General features: G+C 69.0%; 20 protein-coding genes. 10 read left to right on the top strand and 10 right to left on the bottom strand.

Features of this window, described 5'->3' with window-relative positions; all coding sequences use genetic code 11:
• Position 1 precedes the first annotated feature (1 nt).
• Complete coding sequence (locus tag DEU38_RS06235) at positions 2-763, top strand: adenosylcobinamide-GDP ribazoletransferase (protein ID WP_258557648.1); 762 nt, start codon at positions 2-4, stop codon at positions 761-763.
• A gap of 63 nt (positions 764-826) precedes the next feature.
• On the opposite strand, the gene DEU38_RS06230 is transcribed toward DEU38_RS06235, so the two are convergent.
• Both DEU38_RS06230 and gcvT read right to left on the bottom strand, forming a co-directional pair.
• Positions 827-1,930, bottom strand: a complete 1,104-nt coding sequence (locus tag DEU38_RS06230; protein ID WP_114719243.1) for a branched-chain amino acid aminotransferase — start codon at positions 1,928-1,930, stop codon at positions 827-829.
• A gap of 53 nt (positions 1,931-1,983) precedes the next feature.
• Positions 1,984-3,099, bottom strand: coding sequence for a glycine cleavage system aminomethyltransferase GcvT (gcvT, locus tag DEU38_RS06225; RefSeq protein ID WP_114719242.1), 1,116 nt, complete (start codon positions 3,097-3,099; stop codon positions 1,984-1,986).
• Between the two features lie 134 nt (positions 3,100-3,233).
• Here gcvT and DEU38_RS06220 point away from each other — a divergent pair, with 134 nt between their 5' ends.
• Complete coding sequence (locus DEU38_RS06220; RefSeq protein WP_114719241.1) at positions 3,234-4,757, top strand: leucyl aminopeptidase; 1,524 nt, start codon at positions 3,234-3,236, stop codon at positions 4,755-4,757.
• A gap of 73 nt (positions 4,758-4,830) precedes the next feature.
• On the opposite strand, the gene DEU38_RS06215 is transcribed toward DEU38_RS06220, so the two are convergent.
• Positions 4,831-5,193, bottom strand: coding sequence for an oxidoreductase (locus DEU38_RS06215; protein WP_114719240.1), 363 nt, complete (start codon positions 5,191-5,193; stop codon positions 4,831-4,833).
• 304 nt (positions 5,194-5,497) lie between these two features.
• Here DEU38_RS06215 and sucB point away from each other — a divergent pair, with 304 nt between their 5' ends.
• From sucB to DEU38_RS06190, 5 genes are all read left to right on the top strand, one after another.
• Positions 5,498-7,231, top strand: coding sequence for a 2-oxoglutarate dehydrogenase, E2 component, dihydrolipoamide succinyltransferase (gene sucB / locus DEU38_RS06210; RefSeq protein ID WP_114719239.1), 1,734 nt, complete (start codon positions 5,498-5,500; stop codon positions 7,229-7,231).
• 123 nt (positions 7,232-7,354) lie between these two features.
• Positions 7,355-8,245 carry a TIGR01777 family oxidoreductase gene (locus DEU38_RS06205; RefSeq protein ID WP_114719238.1) on the top strand — a complete coding sequence of 297 codons (891 nt, stop codon included), beginning with the start codon at positions 7,355-7,357 and terminating at the stop codon, positions 8,243-8,245.
• 81 nt (positions 8,246-8,326) lie between these two features.
• Complete coding sequence (lipB, locus tag DEU38_RS06200) at positions 8,327-9,088, top strand: lipoyl(octanoyl) transferase LipB (protein WP_114719237.1); 762 nt, start codon at positions 8,327-8,329, stop codon at positions 9,086-9,088.
• Between the two features lie 52 nt (positions 9,089-9,140).
• Positions 9,141-10,157: a lipoyl synthase gene (gene lipA / locus DEU38_RS06195; protein WP_114719415.1), complete on the top strand. Its 1,017-nt coding sequence runs from the start codon at positions 9,141-9,143 to the stop codon at positions 10,155-10,157.
• Between the two features lie 61 nt (positions 10,158-10,218).
• The gene (locus DEU38_RS06190; protein ID WP_114719236.1) at positions 10,219-10,974 is read left to right on the top strand and encodes a DUF4191 domain-containing protein; all 756 of its coding nucleotides are present in this window, start codon (positions 10,219-10,221) and stop codon (positions 10,972-10,974) included.
• A gap of 91 nt (positions 10,975-11,065) precedes the next feature.
• Here DEU38_RS06190 and DEU38_RS06185 read toward each other — a convergent pair whose 3' ends face one another.
• Positions 11,066-11,542: an RDD family protein gene (locus DEU38_RS06185; protein ID WP_114719413.1), complete on the bottom strand. Its 477-nt coding sequence runs from the start codon at positions 11,540-11,542 to the stop codon at positions 11,066-11,068.
• 240 nt (positions 11,543-11,782) lie between these two features.
• Here DEU38_RS06185 and glnA point away from each other — a divergent pair, with 240 nt between their 5' ends.
• Positions 11,783-13,219, top strand: a complete 1,437-nt coding sequence (gene glnA / locus DEU38_RS06180) for a type I glutamate--ammonia ligase (RefSeq protein WP_114719235.1) — start codon at positions 11,783-11,785, stop codon at positions 13,217-13,219.
• A 287-nt stretch (positions 13,220-13,506) separates the two neighbouring features.
• The gene (locus tag DEU38_RS06170; protein WP_114719234.1) at positions 13,507-14,046 is read left to right on the top strand and encodes an NAD(P)H-binding protein; all 540 of its coding nucleotides are present in this window, start codon (positions 13,507-13,509) and stop codon (positions 14,044-14,046) included.
• A gap of 38 nt (positions 14,047-14,084) precedes the next feature.
• Here DEU38_RS06170 and DEU38_RS06165 read toward each other — a convergent pair whose 3' ends face one another.
• The 6 genes from DEU38_RS06165 to DEU38_RS06140 form a co-directional block, all read right to left on the bottom strand.
• A complete protein-coding gene (locus tag DEU38_RS06165; protein WP_114719233.1) occupies positions 14,085-14,588 on the bottom strand; it encodes a C40 family peptidase in 504 nt (167 codons plus the stop codon).
• A 280-nt stretch (positions 14,589-14,868) separates the two neighbouring features.
• A complete protein-coding gene (locus tag DEU38_RS06160) occupies positions 14,869-15,969 on the bottom strand; it encodes an endonuclease/exonuclease/phosphatase family protein (RefSeq protein WP_114719232.1) in 1,101 nt (366 codons plus the stop codon).
• A gap of 140 nt (positions 15,970-16,109) precedes the next feature.
• Complete coding sequence (locus DEU38_RS06155) at positions 16,110-16,412, bottom strand: putative quinol monooxygenase (protein WP_114719231.1); 303 nt, start codon at positions 16,410-16,412, stop codon at positions 16,110-16,112.
• 117 nt (positions 16,413-16,529) lie between these two features.
• Positions 16,530-17,639, bottom strand: a complete 1,110-nt coding sequence (locus DEU38_RS06150) for an LLM class flavin-dependent oxidoreductase (protein ID WP_114719230.1) — start codon at positions 17,637-17,639, stop codon at positions 16,530-16,532.
• A complete protein-coding gene (gene thiM / locus DEU38_RS06145) occupies positions 17,636-18,493 on the bottom strand; it encodes a hydroxyethylthiazole kinase (RefSeq protein WP_114719229.1) in 858 nt (285 codons plus the stop codon). The genes DEU38_RS06150 and thiM overlap by 4 nt, the downstream gene beginning before the upstream one ends.
• Before the next feature lie 60 nt (positions 18,494-18,553).
• Entirely contained in the window at positions 18,554-19,456 is a 903-nt protein-coding gene (locus DEU38_RS06140; protein WP_114719228.1) for a sulfurtransferase, read from the bottom strand.
• A gap of 115 nt (positions 19,457-19,571) precedes the next feature.
• Here DEU38_RS06140 and DEU38_RS06135 point away from each other — a divergent pair, with 115 nt between their 5' ends.
• A complete protein-coding gene (locus tag DEU38_RS06135; protein ID WP_114719227.1) occupies positions 19,572-20,258 on the top strand; it encodes a GntR family transcriptional regulator in 687 nt (228 codons plus the stop codon).
• Positions 20,259-20,282 lie beyond the last annotated feature (24 nt).

The following is a 20,282-nucleotide window of genomic DNA, read 5'->3' as shown; positions in this document are numbered from 1 at the left end:
CGTGCGCGCCGCGGTGACCGGCCTCTCGCTGGCGCTGTCGTGGCTGACGGTGCTGCCGGTCCGCGGCCCGCACGACATCGGTCGCCCGGAAGGTCGGCGCGCGATCGCGGCGGCGCCCGCGGTCGGTGCCCTGCTCGGCGCCGCGGTCGCCGGCGCGCTGTGGGTGCTGTCGGAGGCCGGACTCGATCCCACACTCGCCGGACTGCTGACGGTCGGTGCACTGGCGCTGGCCACCCGCGGCATGCACGTCGACGGACTGGCCGACACCGCGGACGGCCTCGGGTGCTACGGAGCGCCGGAGCGCGCCCGTGAGGTGATGCGCAGCGGTGGCGCCGGTCCGTTCGGCGTCGCGGCGCTGATCGTGACCATCGGCGTGCAGGCTCTGTCGTTCGGCGCGCTGGGCGCGGCCCAGCAGTGGGCGGGCGTGATCGTGGCCGTCACCGCGGGCCGGGTCGCGGTCGTGATCGCCTGCCGGCGCGGAGTTCCCGCCTCCAGCCCACGCGGCTTCGGCGCGCTGGTCGCCGACTCCCAGGGCCGGTGGGCTGTCGGACTGTGGACCGTCGTTCTCGCGGCCGCGGCCGTGTGGGCGGTCCCCGACCGGTCGTGGCAGGGACCTGTGGTGATCGTCGCAGTTCTCGCCGTCGCCGCCTTCCTGATCCGGCACTGCGCGCGTCGGTTCGACGGCATCAACGGCGACGTCCTCGGTGCCACACTGGAATTCGCGGTCGCCGCCACCGCGGTCGGGTTCCTGCTCGGAGGCTGACCCCGACAAGCGAATCGGGCCCTCCCGCAGCAGCGGAAGGGCCCGATCGTCGACTGAAGAAACTCAGCGCAGCTTGGTCATCCAGCCGTGGGTGTCGGCGAACGTGCCGCGCTGGATACCGGTGAGCGTGTCGCGCAGGGCCATCGTGACCTTGCCCGGCTCGCCGTCGGCGATCGTGAACTCGCCCTCGGCGGACTTCACCCGGCCGACCGGCGTGATGACGGCGGCGGTACCGCACGCGAACACCTCGGTGATCTCACCGGACGCGGTCTTCTCACGCCATTCGTCGGTGCTGATCCGGCGCTCCTCCACCGCGAAGCCGGCGTCGGTGGCGAGGCTCAGCAGCGAGTTGCGGGTGATGCCGGGCAGCAGCGAACCGGACAGCGACGGCGTCACCAGGCGCGCGTCGGGACCCGAGCCGAAGACGAAGAACAGGTTCATCCCGCCCATCTCCTCGACGTACTTGCGCTCGATCGCGTCGAGCCACACCACCTGGTCGCAGCCCTCGTCGGAGGCCTGCGCCTGCGCCAACAGCGACGCCGCGTAGTTGCCGGCGAACTTGGCGGCACCCGTGCCGCCCGGTGCAGCGCGGACGTACTCACGCGAGAGCCACACGCTCACGGGCTTGACGCCCCGCGGGAAGTACGCACCGGCCGGGGAGGCGATCAGCAGGTAGCGGTACTCCTTGGCGGGGCGGACACCCAGTCCGGCCTCGGTGGAGAACATGAAGGGGCGCAGGTACAGCGAGTCCTCGCCGCCGGCCGCGGGAACCCAATCGCTGTCGACGTCGAGCAGTGCGTCGATCGATCCGACGAACAGGTCGTCCGGCAGCTCCGGCATCGCGAGGCGGCGCGCCGACTGACGCAGCCGCTCGGCATTGGCCGTCAGACGGAACGATGCGATACCGCCGTCCGGCTGGCGATACGCCTTGAGTCCCTCGAAGATCGCCTGCCCGTAGTGCAGCACCATGCCGGCCGGATCGAGCTCGATCGGGGCGTACGGCAGCACCTCGGCGTCGTGCCAGCCCCGGCCCTCGGTGTACATGATCGACACCATGTGATCGGTGAAGTACCGACCGAACCCGGGCGCTTCCAGAATCTCGCGCCGCGCCTCTTCGGTCGCGGGAGAGGGATGCTGGATGCGCGCGAATTCGAGGCCGTCTGTCATAAGCCGTGATCCTATCTAACGGAGTTGCGCCGCTTTTTCCCTGGTATCGAGCGTTACTTGGTGTGGACCGGCACGAACGGCGGCGTGACGACCTCGCAGCGCAGACTACGCCCGCGCACATCGACGCTGACCTCGTCGCCCGCCTTCAGCGCAGTCGCGGTGTCCAGCAACGCAAGTGCGATCCCCACCTTGAGGGTCGGGGAGAACGTCCCCGACGTGGTCTCACCGATCGGAGCGCCGCCGAGGGAGACGGTCTGTCCCTGCCGCAGCACACCGCGGTCGAGGGCCTTGATTCCCCACAACCGCCGGACGGGCCCGGCCTCCTTCTCCGTGACGAGCGCCTCACGGCCCCAGAACTGCGGCTTGGACCACCCGATGGCCCACCCGCAACGCGCCTGCAACGGCGAGATGTCCAGCGAGAGCTCGTGTCCGTGCAGCGGGTAGCCGGCCTCGGTGCGCAGCGTGTCACGAGCGCCCAGGCCCGCGACCTCGCCGCCCTCGGCGCGGACCGCGTCGAGCAGAGCCCGGAACAGGGCCTCGCTGTCGTCCCAGCGCGGCAGCACCTCGAAGCCGCGCTCACCGGTGTAACCGCTGCGGCACACCCGCACCGGGACACCGTTCCACTCCATGTCCGTAAAGCCCATGTACTCGATGTCCGCGATCTCGATGTCACCGCGCAGTCCCAGCGCGGCGAGGACGTCGCCGGACTTGGGGCCCTGGACCGCGAGCACGCCGTAGTCGCGGTGCTGGTCGGTGACCGTGACGCCGGCGGGCGCGGCGGCCGCCAGGCGGGCGACGACCTCGGCGGTGTTCGCCGCGTTCGGCACCAGGAACACCTCGTCGTCGGCCACGTAGTACGCAATCAGATCGTCGACGACGCCGCCGGTCTCGGTGCAGCACAACGTGTACTGGGCCTGGCCGGGGCCCACCTTCGCGAGATCCGCGGTGAGCGTCCCGTTGACGAAGTCGGCAGCACCCGCACCCTTCACCAACGCCTTGCCGAGGTGGCTGACGTCGAACAGGCCCACCGACTCGCGGACCGCGGTGTGCTCGGCGACGGTGCCGGCGTAGGAGACGGGCATCTGCCACCCACCGAACGGCGCGAACGTGGCACCGAGGTCGACGTGGACGGAATGGATGGGGCCCTGCAGCAGGCTCGCGTCGCTCATGAGGGACAACGCTAGCCGACGCCGTCGGCGAACTAACATCGGAATTCGGCCGTCGACTTCCCACGCGACACACCGGCCTGTCGCACCCAGACAGTCGCAACCCGACAGTCGCAACCAACCAATCTGGAGATGCCGTGCCCGCAACTTCCTCCCCCACCCGTTCCCTCGGACCCGACGTCGCACTCGCCGGTTCCCTCGGCAAGCGCGTCGATGTACTCGTGATCGGTCTCACCACCGGATCCGACGGCCCCGAGGCGCTCCTGGGCAGCGGGGTGGACGAGGACGTGCTGGCGGCGCTGCTCGACGACCTGCAGGCCGTCGGCGCCACCGGCAAGGCCGAGGAACTCACCCGCGTCCCGGCTCCCGCCGGACTGTCGGTGTCGAGCGTCCTGGCCGTCGGCCTCGGCGCCGCCGACAAGATCGACGCCGAGCAGGTCCGCAAGTCCGCCGGCGTCGCCGCCCGTTCCCTGTCCGGGGTTGCCACCGCCGCGACGACGCTGTCCTCGGTCGACCTCGGCGCGGCCGCCGAGGGCTTCTTCCTGGGCGCATACACGTTCGCCGAGTTCAAGTCGAGCAAGTCGGCGCCGGGGCCGGATGCCCAGCCGGTCGGCCGCGTCGAACTGCTCGTCGAGTCGCCGCGCGCGAAGGAGCCCAAGGCTGTCCTCGCCCGGTCGGTCGCGATCGCGAAGGCCGTCGCGACGGCCCGCGAGTTCGTCAACACTCCGCCCAGCCACCTGTTCCCGGCCGAGTTCGCCGACCGCGCCAAGGCACTCGGCACCGGCGCCGGGCTGACGGTCAAGGTCCTCGACGAGAAGGCGCTCGCCAAGGCCGGCTTCGGCGGCATCGTCGGCGTCGGCAAGGGTTCGTCCCGTCAGCCCCGCCTGGTGCAGATGACGTATTCGGGCAGCAAGCGCCGCGGGGTCAAGAAGGTCGCGCTCGTCGGCAAGGGCATCACCTTCGACACCGGCGGCATCTCCATCAAGCCGGCCGCCGGCATGGAGAACATGACCTCCGACATGGGCGGCGCCGCTGCCGTCATCGCGACCGTCGTGCTCGCCGCCGAGCTGAGGCTGCCCGTCGACGTCACCGCATGGGTGCCGATGGCCGAGAACATGCCGTCGGCCACCGCGCAGCGCCCCGGCGACGTCCTGACGCAGTACGGCGGCACCACAGTCGAGGTGATCAACACCGATGCCGAGGGTCGCCTGGTCCTGGCCGACGCCATCGCCCGCGCCTGCGAGGACGCGCCCGACTACCTGATCGACACCGCGACGCTGACCGGCGCACAGATGGTGGCGCTGGGCAACCGCACGCCCGGCGTGATGGGCACCGACGAGTTCCGCGACCGCGTCGCGGCGATCTCGCAGGAGATCGGCGAGAACGCGTGGCCGATGCCGATGCCCGCCGAGCTGCGCGGCGACCTCAACTCCCGGGTCGCGGACCTGGCGAACGTCACCCCGCACCGCTGGGGCGGCATGCTCGCGGCCGGCCTGTTCCTGAAGGAGTTCGTCGCCGACGGCGTGCAGTGGGCGCACATCGACGTCGCCGGTCCGGCGTTCAACACCGGAGGCCCGTTCGGCTACACCGGCAAGGGCGGCACCGGGGTCCCGGTCCGCACGATGATCTCGGTGCTCGAGGACATCGCCGCCAACGGATAGTTTCCCCACTTGCTCGTTGCACGTCCGACGGGCCCGTCCAGACCTGGGCGGGCCCGTCGGGCGTGCGCCGCGTTCACAGCTCGGGGTCGCCCCGCAGCAGCTCGCGTTCGCGCTCCCGCTTGCGCTCGATCCGGCGCCGCGCGTCGAAGTCGCGCATCCGCTGCGGGTAGCCCGTCTTGCGGACGTCGTACACCGGGATGTGCAGGTCCTCGCCGAGCCTCCGGGCGCCACGTTCACCGCCGACCTTGCGGCGGGTCCATTCGCCGTCCGCCGCGACGAGCACCACCGTCACCTCCGTCACCGTGGTCTGGGGTTCGACGTACGCCTCGACCCCGTGGTGCGAGTGCGCCCAGTCCGCGAGGTGCCGTGCGTCGGACTCCGCGTCGGACGTCGGACGCGACGACCGCCCGCGCGTGAATCGGCCGAACAACCCCACGTGAACTCTCCTCCCTGCCCGCCACGGACCGGTCCGCGACGATCTGTCCGATTTTGCCAGCAGACGCGCTCGACGACGAGGAATTTCACATGACCGCCCCTCGGAGGACACGGTCTGGGCATCAATGAAAGGATGGGCGCAGCGCGCCGCACGACGGGTCCGAAGCGCAGCACACCACCGGAGTGAGGCGCCTCGGAAACGTCGTACACCGCCGCAGGAACCGTGCATCTCGAGCACAATGGTTTTCGACCACAAGTCGACAAAACTCAACAACCCGAACACAACCGTCGAGGAGTCAAAAGAAATGGCCTTCTCCGTCCAGATGCCAGCCCTTGGTGAATCCGTCACCGAGGGAACTGTCACGCGGTGGCTCAAGCAGGAAGGAGACACGGTCGAAGTAGACGAGCCTTTGCTCGAAGTCTCCACCGACAAGGTCGACACCGAGATCCCGTCCCCCGTCGCCGGCGTTCTGACCAAGATCGTCGCTCAGGAGGATGACACCGTCGAGATCGGTGGCGAGTTGGCCGTGATCGGTGACGCCGGTGAGGCTCCCGCGCCCGCCGCCGAGGCCGCTCCCGCTCCCGCCGCCGCCGAACCGGCCGCTGCTCCCGCGCCCGCCGCCGAGGCCGCTCCCGCACCTGCCGCAGCCCCCGCCGCTGCGCCTGCTGCCGGTGCCGCGTCCGGCACGGCCGTCACCATGCCGGAACTGGGCGAGTCCGTCACCGAGGGCACCGTCACCCGTTGGCTCAAGGCTGTCGGTGACGAGGTCGCCGTGGACGAGCCCCTGCTCGAGGTCTCCACCGACAAGGTCGACACGGAGATCCCGTCGCCCGTCGCCGGCATCCTCCTCGAGATCAGTGCGCAGGAAGACGACACCGTCGACGTGGGCGGTCAGCTCGCGGTCATCGGTTCGGGTGCGCCGGCCGCCGCAGCACCGGCCGCTCCGGCTCCGGCCCCCGCGCCGGCAGCTCCCGCTCCGGCCCCCGCCGCAGCACCGGCTCCGGCCCCCGCCGCTCCGGCAGCACCTGCTGCTCCCGCAGCACCGGCCGCTCCCGCTGCTCCCGCTGCCGCTCCGGCCGCCGCTGCGCCCTCGGGTGACGCGCCGTACGTGACGCCGCTGGTTCGCAAGCTCGCCGCCGACAACAACGTCGACCTGGCGAAGGTCACCGGCACCGGTGTCGGCGGACGCATCCGCAAGCAGGACGTCCTCGCCGCCGCCGAGGCCGCGAAGGCCCCTGCCGCGGCACCGGCTCCCGCAGCCGCTGCCGCCCCGGCCCCCGCCGCCACCGCCGGCGTGCGTCCGGAGCTCGCTCACCTGCGTGGCACCACGCAGAAGGTCAACCGGATCCGTCAGATCACGGCCGTCAAGACTCGCGAGTCGCTGCAGACCACGGCGCAGCTCACGCAGACCTTCGAGGTCGACGTCACCCGGATCGCCGCGCTGCGCGCCCAGGCCAAGGCCGACTTCGCCGAGCGCGAGGGCGTCAACCTGACGTTCCTGCCGTTCTTCGCGAAGGCCGTCGTCGAAGCGCTCAAGGTTCACCCGAACGTGAACGCGAGCTACAACGAGAGCGCCAAGGAAATCACCTACCACGCGGCCGAGCACCTCGGCATCGCCGTGGACACCGAGCAGGGTCTGCTCTCCCCGGTGATCCACAACGCCGGTGACCTGTCGCTGGCCGGTCTGGCCCGCGCGATCGCGGACATCGCCAAGCGTGCCCGCAGCGGTGGCCTCAAGCCGGACGAGCTCTCCGGTGGCACCTTCACCATCACCAACATCGGCAGCCAGGGCGCCCTGTTCGACACCCCGATCCTGGTTCCGCCGCAGGCGGCGATGCTGGGCACCGGCGCGATCGTCAAGCGTCCGGTCGTGGTCCAGGACGAGAACGGCAACGAGTCCATCGGCGTCCGCTCGATGTGCTACCTGCCGCTCACCTACGATCACCGTCTGGTCGACGGTGCGGATGCGGGTCGCTTCCTGACCACCATCAAGCAGCGTCTCGAAGAGGCGTCGTTCGAGGCCGATCTGGGCCTGTAAGGTCCACCGGATCTCGATCACGACACCAGTCGTCGCCAGGGGCACCATTTCCGCGAGGAGTGGTGCCCCTCGGCGTTTCGGTCACCGCCTGTGACCGGCCGTCACCGCTCGAGGAGAAATGCCATGCGAATCGTCGTCGCCGGCTCGTCCGGAATGATCGGGCAGGCCCTGGTCGCGTCACTGCGGACCGGCGGCCACGACGTGACGAGGCTGGTGCGCCGTCGTCCCTCGAGGGCCGACGAGTTCGAGTGGGACCCGCAACACGGCGTCGTCGATGCCGAGGTCCTGCGAGGCGCCGACGCGGTCGTGAACCTGTGCGGGGCGGGCATCGGCGACAAACGCTGGTCGGGCGCCTACAAGCAGGCCATCCGGGACAGCCGGCTCACCGCGACGGACGTCCTGGCCCGTGCCGTCGCCGACGCGGCGGTGCCCGTTCTCGTCAACGGCAGTGCGATCGGCTACTACGGCGATACCGGCGACCGGGTCGTCGACGAGAGCGCGCCGTCGGGCAGCGGATTCCTGGCGGCGGTGTGCCGGGACTGGGAGGCCGCGACGGCGCCCGCCCGCGCGGCCGGCGTGCGGACCATGTCGCTGCGCACCGCGACGGTGCTCGCGCCCACCGGCGGCATGCTCGGGAAGCTGCGTCCGCTGTATTCGTTCGGCCTGGGCGGCCGACTCGGCAGCGGCCGTCAATACATGTCGTGGATCTCTCTCGCCGACGAGATCGCGGCCATCGAGTTCGTAATCGCCCGCGACGACCTCCACGGTCCCGTGAACCTGTGCGCGCCGGAACCGGTGACCAACAAGCGCTTCAATTCGGCTCTGGGCGGGGCCCTGCACCGTCCCGCACCGTGGGTGGTGCCGGGGTTCGCCGTCTCCGCGCTGATCGGCGAGTTCGCACAGGAGGCGGTGCTGTCCGGGCAGCGCGCAATTCCGACGGCCCTCGACGGCGCCGGATTCACGTTCCGGCACAGCACGATCGACGAGGCACTCGCCTACGCCTGCGCCCGCTGAGCACGGACCGAGCGGCACCGTGCGCCCGTACCCGGACCGCCGGGTCGGCGCCGGCGGATGCCAGGCGTAACGTCTGGGTCCATGAGCAGTGCCACCGCATCGGCCCGATTCAGCACACAGCCGATGGCCGTCGAACATCTCGGACGCATCGACTACATGACGGCGTGGGATCGCCAGCGCGATCTCGCCACGACCCGCGCCGACGACGTCGGTCCCGACACCCTGTTGCTGCTCGAGCATCCGGCCGTCTACACCGCCGGCCGTCGCACCGCCCCCGAGGACCGTCCCGTCGACGGGACGCCCGTGATCGACGTCGACCGTGGCGGCAAGATCACGTGGCACGGCCCCGGCCAGTTGGTGGGATACCCGATCGTCAAACTCGCCGAGCCGGTCGATGTCGTCAGCTATGTGCGACGGATCGAGCAGGCCCTCATCACCGTGTGTACCGATCTGGGGATCACGTGCGGACGCGTCGAGGGGCGGTCCGGCGTGTGGCTGCCGGCCTCCCTGGTCGACGGCAACTGGCTGCCCGAGCGCAAGGTCGCCGCGATCGGCGTCCGGGTGCAGCGCGGGGTGACGATGCACGGCTTCGCACTGAACTGCAATTCCGTCCTGGACGGCTTCGACAACATCGTGCCGTGCGGCATCAAGGACGCCGGTGTCACGACGCTGACGCGCGAGTTGGGTCGCGACGTGACGATCGACGACGTCACCCCGGCGGTCACGGTGGCGGTCATGGCGGCGCTCGCCGGCGAGCTTCCGGTGACGGTTCACGACATCGAGCGTGTGACCTTCGACACTGCACTTCAGACGCCCGAGTTCACCACGGTCAGGTTCGGCTGAGCACCCCCGCCCAGCCCCGGACGACGGATCGGTCAGGCGTACCATCGTGCACGTGACTGTCGCCCCAGAAGGACGGAAGCTTCTCCGCATCGAGATCCGAAACGCGGAAACGCCGATCGAACGCAAGCCCAACTGGATCCGAACCCGCGCCAAGATGGGTCCGGAGTACACCGAGCTCAAGGGCTTGGTGAAAAACGAAGGCCTGCACACGGTCTGCGAGGAAGCCGGCTGCCCCAACATCTACGAGTGCTGGGAGGACCGGGAGGCAACGTTCCTCATCGGTGGCGAACAGTGCACGCGCCGTTGCGATTTCTGCCAGATCGATACCGGTAAGCCCACCGCGCTCGACCGTGACGAGCCGCGTCGTGTCGCCGAGAGCGTCCGCTCGATGGGCTTGCGCTACTCCACGATCACCGGCGTCGCCCGCGACGATCTGCCCGACGGTGGTGCGTGGTTGTACGCGGAGACGGTCCGCCAGATCCACGCCCTCAACCCGGGCACCGGCGTCGAGAATCTCGTCCCCGACTTCAACGGCAAGCCGGACCTGCTGGCCGAGGTGTTCGAGTCCCGTCCGGAGGTGCTCGCGCACAACCTGGAGACGGTGCCGCGGATCTTCAAGCGGATCCGGCCGGCGTTCCGGTACGAGCGCTCGCTGGGTGTCCTCACCGCGGCCCGCGACTTCGGACTGGTCACCAAGTCCAACCTGATCCTCGGCATGGGCGAGACCCCGGAGGAAGTGCATCAGGCGATGGTCGACCTGCACGAGGCCGGCTGCGACATCCTCACCATCACTCAGTACCTGCGGCCGTCGCCGCGGCACCACCCCGTGGAGCGGTGGGTCAAGCCGGAGGAGTTCGTCGAGCACTCCAAGGCAGCCGAGGAGATCGGCTTCGCCGGCGTCATGGCCGGGCCGCTGGTCCGCTCGTCATACCGCGCCGGTCGCCTGTACGCGCAGGCGATGGCACATCACGGCCGCGCTCTCCCCGAGGGGCAGGCCCATCTCGCCGAGGCCGGTAGCGCCTCGCAGGAGGCCAGCTCGGTCCTCGAGCGCCTCGCCACCCGCGCCTGACGTGCTCGGTCCCCTCACCGCGCGCGTAGTCGGGCGCGGTGAGGGTCGTATCCTGTGAGGTATGGCGAACGGCAGTAAGTCCGGAAAAGCGGGCAAACCAAGCAAGGAAGCGAAGGCTGCGGCGAAGGCGGCCCGCAAGCAGGCGTCCAAGGAACGCCGGACTCAGCTCTGGCAGGCGTTCCAGATGCAGCGCAAGGAAGACAAGCTGCTGCTGCCGCTGCTGATCGGCACGCTGGTGCTCAGCGCCGTCGTGTTCTTCCTGATCGGCCTCATCTTCGGGATCGAGTGGTTCCTGCTGCCGATCGGCATCCTCATCGGCGTCCTGCTCGGCTTCATCATCTTCGGCAAGCGTGTCCAGAAGACCGTCTACGGCAAGGCCGAGGGTCAGGCCGGCGCGGCCGCGTGGGCACTCGAGAACATGCAGGGTTCGTGGCGCGTGACGAATGCGGTCACCGGCACCACCCAGCTCGACGCGGTGCACCGTGTGATCGGCCGACCCGGCGTGATCCTGGTCGCCGAGGGTTCGCCGCAGCGCGTCAAGGGTCTGCTCGCGCAGGAGAAGAAGAAGACCGCGCGACTGGTCGGCGACACCCCGATCTACGACTTCATCGTCGGCAACGAGGAGGGCCAGGTCCCGCTGTCGCAGCTGGCCAAGCACCTGGGCAAGCTGCCGCGCAACATCGACACCAAGCGGATGGACACCATCGAGTCCCGCCTGGCTGCCCTCGGTAGCCGCAGCGGCTCCGCGCTCCCCAAGGGCCCGCTGCCGCCCGGCGCGAAGATGAAGGGCATGCAGCGCACGATCCGTCGTCGCTGACGCACCGCTCCCCCATGTGACCGAATGTCACATCGGTTCAGTCGGACTGAACCGATGTGACATTCGGCGTTTCACGGGTGGGGCGACTCGCTCAGCGGGTGCGGACGAGCGCGGTGCCGGTGGCGCGGTCGTGCATGCCGCGTCCGTCGACGTCGGTGATGACGGCGGGCGCGATGAACACAATGAGCGCCTGCCGGGCCAGGGCCCGCAGGAAACCGACGCGCACCGGGCCGTCGACGCGGGCCACCTGCAGGCCCATCATGTACTGGCCCGGGGTGAACGAGAACAGCGAGACGCACACGAGGCCGACGGCGAACCACAGCATCAGCGTGTAGGTGCCGACGAGGGAGTTCTCGAGGGGCGCCTCGCCGATCAGCAGCATCACGACGCCGGCCGAGGTGAACCAGTCGATCGCCAGCGCGGCGATGCGGCGGCCGGTCGAGGTCAGGGCGCCCGGTCCGTCGGCCGGCAGGCCCAGCAGTTCGCCGCGGTAGGCCTGCGCCTGCGTCTGATCCTTGGGCAGAGCCGCGGAAGGTCCGGAGAGCCAGGAGCCGGTCATACGTGACATGCCGTCCAGGATAGGCGTCGACGTGCGCATACCGGCGGGCCGTCGCCCCATCGGTGCCGCTCGTCACACCCGTGACCGGTGTATCTGGTCACATTCACCGCGCGTACGTCGAGCGAACTCCGACGTGTAACACCCGCGAAACATAGGCTTGATTAACGGGCAACACCGGCTCTCTACCGTCTTGCCTCGACGAAACCGCCGAAACCCAACCGGCAGGTAACCGACTGAAGGAGCACCAACGTGGCTTTCACCACAGCCGAAGAGGTCATCAAGTACATCGCCGACCAAGAAGTCGAGTACGTGGACATCCGATTCAGCGACCTGCCCGGCGTTCAGCAGCACTTCTCCATCCCCGCGTCCGCGTTCAACCAGGACGTGTTCGAGGACGGCCTCGCGTTCGACGGCTCCTCGGTCCGCGGCTTCCAGTCGATCCACGAGTCCGACATGATGCTGCTCCCCGACGTGTCGACCGCGCGGATCGATCCGTTCCGCAAGGCACGCACGCTGAACATGGACTTCTTCGTCCACGACCCGTTCACCCGCGAGGCCTACAGCCGCGACCCGCGCAACGTCGCCCGTAAGGCCGAGGAGTACCTGGTCAGCACCGGCATCGCCGACACCGCCTTCTTCGGCGCCGAGGCCGAGTTCTACATCTTCGACTCGGTCCGCTACGACTCGGCCATGAACGGCGCATTCTACGAGGTGGACTCGATCTCGGGTGCATGGAACACCGGCGCCGAGGTCAACGCCGACGGCAGCCCCAACCTCGGCTACAAGGTCCGCGCCAAGGGTGGCTACTTCCCCGTCGCCCCGTACGACCACTACGTCGACCTGCGTGACGCGATCTCGACCAACCTGACCAACGCCGGCTTCGAGCTCGAGCGCGGTCACCACGAGGTGGGCACCGGTGGTCAGCAGGAGATCAACTACAAGTTCAACACGCTGCTCGCGGCGGCCGACGACCTGCAGCTGTTCAAGTACATCGTGAAGAACACCTGCTGGCAGTACGGCAAGTCGGCCACCTTCATGCCGAAGCCGCTGTTCGGCGACAACGGCTCGGGCATGCACGTGCACCAGTCGCTGTGGAAGGACGGCAAGCCGCTGTTCCACGACGAGGCCGGTTACGCGGGCCTGTCGGACCTGGCTCGCTGGTACATCGGCGGCATCCTGCACCACGCGCCGTCGCTGCTCGCGTTCACGAACCCGACGATCAACTCCTACCACCGCCTGGTGCCGGGCTACGAGGCCCCCATCAACCTGGTGTACAGCCAGCGCAACCGTTCCGCGGCCGTGCGTATCCCGATCACGGGCAACAACCCGAAGGCCAAGCGCCTCGAGTTCCGCGCACCGGACTCGTCGGGCAACCCGTACCTGAACTTCGCGGCGCAGATGATGGCCGGCCTGGACGGCATCAAGAACAAGATCGAGCCGATGGCTCCGGTCGACAAGGATCTCTACGAGCTCCCGCCGGAGGAGGCCCGCAACATCCCGCAGGCCCCCACCAGCCTGAACGCGGTCATCGATCGCCTCGAGCAGGATCACGACTACCTGACCGAGGGTGGCGTCTTCACCACCGACCTGATCGAGACCTGGATCTCGCTCAAGCGCGAGCAGGAGATCGCCCCGGTCAACCTGCGTCCGCACCCGTACGAGTTCTCGCTGTACTACGACTGCTGAGTCAGATAGTGCGCTGACCTGCTGCACTACGTGACGCCACCCGCGTCCGTCCCCCAGCAGTTCCCGAGTCGACCCGCTCCGCGATCACAGATCCGATCGCCGAGCGGGTCGACTCGTCTGTATCCGGCCACGGATGCGGCAGCGAACTCCGGTACGTTCCCGAGCGGCCTAGCCTGATTGAAGTGCCACATGCACGACTGGCGCCGCGAGCCGAGGTGCATGCCAAAAGGGCTCGACGCACCAGAGACAGGTTCGATCACGCTTTCCACGCGGACGGAGACCGACCGATGGATGCCGACAACGTTGTTCTCGTTCCCGGCGCCGGCGGCGTGGGCCGCGTCATCGTCGACCGACTGCGCGCGCTCGATGTACCGGTTCGTGTGATGGTCCGCCGCGTCGATGATCGCGCCGACGAGTTGCGCGCGATGGGTGTGGAGGTTGTCGTCGGCGATCTGACCAGGCCCGAGACCGTTGCGACCGCGCTCGAGGGCGATGTCTACGAACTGACGGGTCCACGCACTCTCGACATGGTCGGCGTGGCCGAGGAGTTCTCACGGGCGCTCGGGCGCTCGGTGCGCTATGTGGACGTACCGCCGGACCGGTGGCTGGCCGATGTGCTCCCGAAGGCGGGACTGCCACGACACACCGAGCAACACATCGCAACCATGGCCCGGCTGCACCGGGAGAATCGCTACGACCGCGCGACCGACGACGCCTGGCGCCTGACCGGCGTGCCGGCACAGACTGTCGAGGCGTTCGTGGCCGCACGCCGGGACTTCTATCTGCTCGGCCCGGATGGGACGAGCCCGTCACTCCGATCGGAGTGACGGGCTCGTAGCTCGTTCGTCAGAGCACGAGGCTCTGATCAGTAGCGGCTCGCGCCGGAGAAGGGCATGGAGTCGACGGGCGAGACCTTGACGACGTCACCCTCGGTGGGCGCGTGGACGACCTTGCCGTTGCCGATGTAGATGCCGACGTGATCCGAGCCGTAGAAGCCGATGACGTCACCGGGCTGCAGGTTCGACTTGGAGACGGGGGTGCCGCCCGAGACCTGGTCGTAGCTGGTACGCGGGACGGACTTGCCGGCCTGCTTGTAGGACCACTGGACGAGGCCGGAGCAGTCGAACGAGTTCGGGCCGGTCGCGCCCCACACGTAGGGTGAGCCGATCTTGGACTGGGCTGCGTTCGCGGCGGCCTGGCCGGTGGAGCCGGCGACCGGGGTGACCTCGACCGAGCTGCTGCCCCAGCTGGGCGCCGTGAACGGCTGCGCCATGGCGGGAGCGGCGGGGATCATGATCGCGCCGGCGGCGACGGCGCCGAGCAGCAGGCCGCGGGTGGTACGGGTCAAGCGGGTGTTCTTCAGGGCCATTCGAGGGTCCTCCGAGTCTTGCTGTGGTCCGACACTTGGTCTGGCATCGGTGTTCGGGCACAACCCAGAGTTCCGTCGTTACCGGATCGATACACCGGTAGATCTACCCGCATGGGTACCTGTTTCGTCCCCCGGCTACCTACGCGCCTCAGAAAACCCACTCTGACCAGCGCATATACCTCGGACTACGTGTGTTGCCGGTCACTCTCGGAGCCGTGACGGCGCTGTGACGGGGGTCATCACAGCGCCGTTACGTAGTCGCCGGGCGCGAATCGGTCGGTCAGGAGGCGGATCCACCGAGCGCCGGCAGGCACCGGTAGGTCGCCATGACGGCCTTGTGGTCGGTGGGCCACGGCAGCGGGGAGTCGACGAATCGGTCCTGCGTGCTCTCGATCACCCGCTCGTTGCGGACGATCGACTCCCGCGGTCCGACGATGCCGGCCGACGTCAGGCGCAGGCGGGAGTTCCGGCTGGCGAAGATGTAGTCGATGCGGTCTCGCTCGTCGGCCTCGGGCGCCCACGTGAGTTCGGAGACGGGGACGTCGGGATTTCCGGCCGGCCAGGTGAACCCGGGGTGGGTCACCGGGTTCGGGTACATCCGCCGGTAGGAATCGGCATATCCGGCCTGCTCGAGCAGCCGGGTCGATTCCCACGGCAACACGACGCCGTTGTGGTCGAACAGGTCCCTGGCCTCCGCCGTCCAGTCCAGGTTCGACGGCTCGTTGAAGTCGCCGCCGATGATGACCGACCTTCCCTTCTCCCGTTCCAGCGCCGCATCCTCCAGGAACGCGGAAATCACGGCAGGACGGCCCGAGTCGATGTTGACTCGCTGGACCACGTCCGGGTCGGTGACAGGACCCGGCATCTTGCCCCAGCCGAACTGCGAGAACTCGCCCGGGCTGGGGATCCCGCCGCCGTACCCGCGCGGAAGGTACGTCGCGTACCACCGGTACTCGAGGTGCGCCGAGTACACGGCGAGCTCTGGTCCGCCCGGCACCGACACGACCGCCTTGACCATGTAGTCCAGCGCGCCCGTCTCCTCGACCGGGAACCGGGACAGGATGCCGGTGTCCGACGACGTGGCGGTGTGGAACCGGGACCCTCGCCGGCCGAGGATGTCGGCGAGCGCAGTTGTCGCGTCGCCCGATTCGGAGAGCAACACGATCGATGCCCGGGTGGACTCGATGATGTCGGCGACCCGCTCGAGACCGTTCGGGATCTTGCTCCCGCTGTGCCAGAGATTGATGGACAGGACGCGCACTTCCTGGAACGGGAACGCTCCGGCGGACGCGGCCGTGCCGATCGCCCCCGCACCGAGGGCCGCCGTTCCTGCAGCCACCGTGAACGCCTTCATTGCCTGACGCCGTGTCAGCGAAGTCATCACACCACTCTCCTCATCGTCTGCCGCTATGGCGCAGCGATGAGACCAAACGGAACTGAACGGTCCGCGAACCGGACATTACCGGCACGCGGGCGGAGGATGACCAGCCGAAAGGTAGTGGTCTACGGCGACATACGACGTCAGCCCGGTAGCTTGGCCGCCAGGATGTCGACCTTGCTGATGTGGGGGTGCCCGACGAAGAGTTCGTCGGCCCGCGCCATGAGCGCCGCGGCGACCTTGCCCGCGAGATGGGCCTGGCGGCCGGCGTCGTCGGGGAAGGCGTCGAAGATGCCGAAGGTGGCGGGCCCGAACTGGAGGGCGAACCACGCGACGGTGTCGGGTTCCTCCTGCACGAGCGCCAGGGCACTCTCGAGGAACTGTGCCGCCTCGTTTTCCTTGCCGCGTTTCGCCTCGACGCGGACCAGCAGTGCGGCGGTGACCATCGGATACCTCCAGCGGTCGTACGGAACGAACCACTCCTCACTGTTCTCGCATGCTCCGACCGCGTCAACGACGACGGGAGGCCACGCGCCGCGCGGCCTCCCGTACGTGTGGATCGATCAGTCGATCTCGGCGAACCGCGGAATCAGGTGCTCGGCCACCTGCTTCGCCTCGTCGATCAGCGGCCAGCCCGCGAGGATCAGGCCGGTCAGCCCGGTGCGCTCACGCAAGGTCCGGACGTGGCCGGTGACCTCGTCCGGCGCGCCCACGTAGTACACAGCGGACGACCCGGTCGCGAAGATGTCCAGCGGTGACCACGCGGTGATACCCGCGTACAGGCCGTCGCCGAGGTACAGGTCATCGGGTTCGGGGATCTTGCCGGCGACGATAGTGTCGACCCAGCCCTGCCGCTGGGCGTCCCGCGCGGTGAAAGTGCGCAGGTCCTGTTCGCCGCCCGTGCGCCTGCGCACCGCCTTGTCCAGGATGTCGTTGATCTGGTCGATGCCGGCCTTCTCGAACAGCGATCGGAAGCGCTCGATCGCCTCGTCTCGGCTCGGGCGGACGATGACACCGGACAGCGCGCCGAAGTCGGTGAACTCGCGACCGGCCGCGGCCGACGCCCTGCGGGCACCGTCGAACTTGTCCTCGATGAACGATGTCTCGCGCAGCATCGCGAGGTACGCATCGAGCACCTTGCCCGAGTTCTCCAGTCCCGCAGGCGAATCACCGGTGCCCCACAGCGGCACCTCGCGGTCGGCGAGCGGGTCGATGCGCAGCGGCGTGTTCGGGAAGTTCGACTCGGTGCCCTCCCGGTAGTACCGACGGAAGTCCGCCCAGTACTGCTCCCCCAACTCGTAACGCCGGTCGTGTTCGACGTTCATGTCGTACTTGGTGAGGATGTTGTCGCGACCGTTGACCGAGTTGATCATCAACCGACCGCCGCTGAACGCGTCGAAGGTGAGCGCCTTCTCGGCGAGCAGCCGGGCCGGGATCATGTTCGCGTACACCGCGACGAGGAACTTCATCCGCGAGGTGTGCGAGGCCGCCCACGTCGCCGACACGAACGGGTCGTTGGGCCACGTCGCGACGAGTGCGCCGTCGAAACCACCGTCGTCGATGGTCTTCGCGAGTTCGATCTGACGCTGCCCGTCGACCGGGAACAGCCCGCCCGGCGTCCACGGATAGTCACCGTCTGCCTGCGTGAGGTACCAGAAAGTCTTGACGCTCATCGGTTTCCAGCCTCCACGGCGATTGCGGTCGGGTCGATCGTCTCGATGCGGGCGCGCCCGGCGAGGGTTGCGGCATCGACGGTGTACAGGGCGTCGAGGTACGCGACGGCGAACGAGCCGGGACCCGACGACGTCTCCTGCGCGATCTCGGACGCGACCGCGACGTGGGCATGCGCGGCAGCGAGCCCGATCAGCGGTGTCGGTGCAACCGCCAGGTAGGCCGCCACGAGTCCGCCGAGCGAGCACCCGGTGGAGGTCACCCGCGGCAGCATGTCGCTGCCACCACCGATGCGGACACCGACCACGTTGCCGTCGACGTCACGTCCGACGAGGTGGTCCACCGGACCGGACGCCGAGACCGCGTCGGCATGGGCGAGCAGCGCGACGGCGGCGGGAACTGCGGCAGCCGGGTCGTCGGAGCTGTCGACACCCCGGGTGTCGCCACCGAGGCCGGCCAGCGCGATGATCTCGGACGCGTTGCCGCGGATGGCGGTCGGCCGATGCTTCAGCAGGTCGACGGCCAGTCCACTGCGCCACGGCAGCCCGCCGACGCCGACCGGGTCCAGCACCCAGGGCGTGCCGGCATCGTGCGCGGCCTCCGCGGCGAGCGTGAACGCCGCGGCGGTGCCGTCGTCGGGAGTGCCGAGATTGACCAGCACGCCACCGGCGATGCGCGCGAAACCGGCGGCCTCGTGCGCATTGTCGATGTGGGCGTTGCTGGCGCCGGCCGCGAGCACGACGTTGGTGAGGAAGTTCGCGGACACGATGTTGGTGAGCGAGTGGACGAGGGGCACCTGGGCGCGCAACGCGTCCAGGGCATCGGCGAGGTGGCCGCCGGTGACAGCTTCGGTCATGAAAAGTCCTTGGGGAGGGCGTGATTCGGGCGAACGCGGATCAGGACCTACGACATCGGGTCACTGATCACCGCCGGGAAGGGTCACGAGTGGCAGCGCCGGATCCGCAGTCCACTCCTCGAGAGAGCCGTCGTAGATCTTGATGTCGTCGTACCCGGCCAGCACCAGGCCGAGCGCCGACAGGCACGCGGAGATACCGCCGCCGCAGTACACGACCACCGGGTCGACGGCGCCGGCCAGCGCGCCGGCGGCGAGGGCACGCACCTCTTCCACGTCACGCATCCGGCCGGTCTCGTCGAGCAGGCTCTTCGCCGACAGGTTCCGGCTTCCGGGGATGTGGCCGCGACGCGAGTAGCGGGTCTTCTCGGCGCCGGAGAACTGACCCGGGGCGAGCGCGCAGACCAGGGCGCCGGGCGCCGTGCCGTCGCTGATCGCGGCCACGTCGCCTCGGTCCACCCACCGCGGCAGGTACTCGACGTCCGAGGCGGCGTCGACCGGCAGAAGCGCCGGGACCTCGTCGCCGGACTCCACGGGCAGGCCCGACGCACGCCACCGGGCGAGTCCGCCGTCGAGGACGCGGGCGTGGATGCCGACGCTGCGCAGCAGCCACCAGAACCGCGATGCCCACGTCATCGACCCCTGGTCGTAGACGACGACGTCGGAGTCCCACGAGATGCCCAGCTGCGCAAGCTCTTCCGCAAGCTGCCTCACCGGCGGCCGGCTGAAGTGCAACTCCTTGGCGGTGTCGGAGAAACTGGTGAGCAGGTCGATGTGCCGCGACCCCGGCACGTGGGCGTCACGCCACAGTCCGGCACCGGACTCCGGACGGTAGTCACCGTCGAATCTGGCCGGCGCGAGTTGGAGCGTCACGTCGAGAACGACGGGCCGGACCGCACCCCCGAGCTCGGAGACGAGTTCCTCCGTCTGAACCAGGGGCCACTCAGCGCTACGCAACTTCCACATCCTTCGACGACGACGTACACGAACGTAAATGACGACTTGCGTATACGCAAGTATTCAGACGTCGTCGGTGGCATAATCATCGGGTCCGGAAAGAGACACGACAGATGGGGCATCGATGACGCACGGGGACGAACTGACGGATCTTGGCCCGCTCACACCCGGCGACGCCTCCGGCCGCTCCGATCAGACGTCCAAGCAGTACCTACGCCTGCGCGCAGACATCCTCGACGGCAAGTTTCCGCAGGGCGCGGCACTGCACGAGACGCAACTCGTCGAGTCCTACGGCGCCTCCCGCACCCCCATCCGGGAGGCGCTCAACTGGCTCGCCCACGACGGGCTGCTCGAACGCGCCGCGCGCGGGTTCCGGGTCCGCTCCGGAACGCCCGAGGATGTGATCGAGATCTACGCCGCACGGGTCGCACTCGAGTCCGAGGCGGCCGGCGCCGCCGCCCTGCGACACACGGACCTCGACATGGCGAGACTGGAACGACTGCACGATTCCTGCTGCCACGCCGCCGACGACGTGCAGGTACGGAGCGGAAACTTCCGGTTCCACGAGGCACTGTGGCAGGCAGCCCACAACACGACAATCACGTCGCTGCTGATCCGCCTCACGACCCAGTTGCGGATCTACGACAGCGGCCCGCCGTCGAACTACGGCGAGCCCGACCTCCTCAACACCGAGCACAACCTCATCCTCGAGGCGATCCGAGCCCGCGACGAGCGGGCGGCCCGCGAACACATGCGGACGCACCTCGAGCGCAGCCGCGAGCAGCGGATCCGCCTGTTCGCGAACGGCTGAGAACCGCAGCGTCAGCCTGCTGAC

Origin of the sequence: Rhodococcus sp. AG1013 (assembly GCF_003350365.1) — a bacterium.
In the GTDB taxonomy this organism is placed as follows: Bacteria; Actinomycetota; Actinomycetes; order Mycobacteriales; family Mycobacteriaceae; genus Prescottella.
This window is presented reverse-complemented; position numbering and strand designations above follow the sequence as displayed.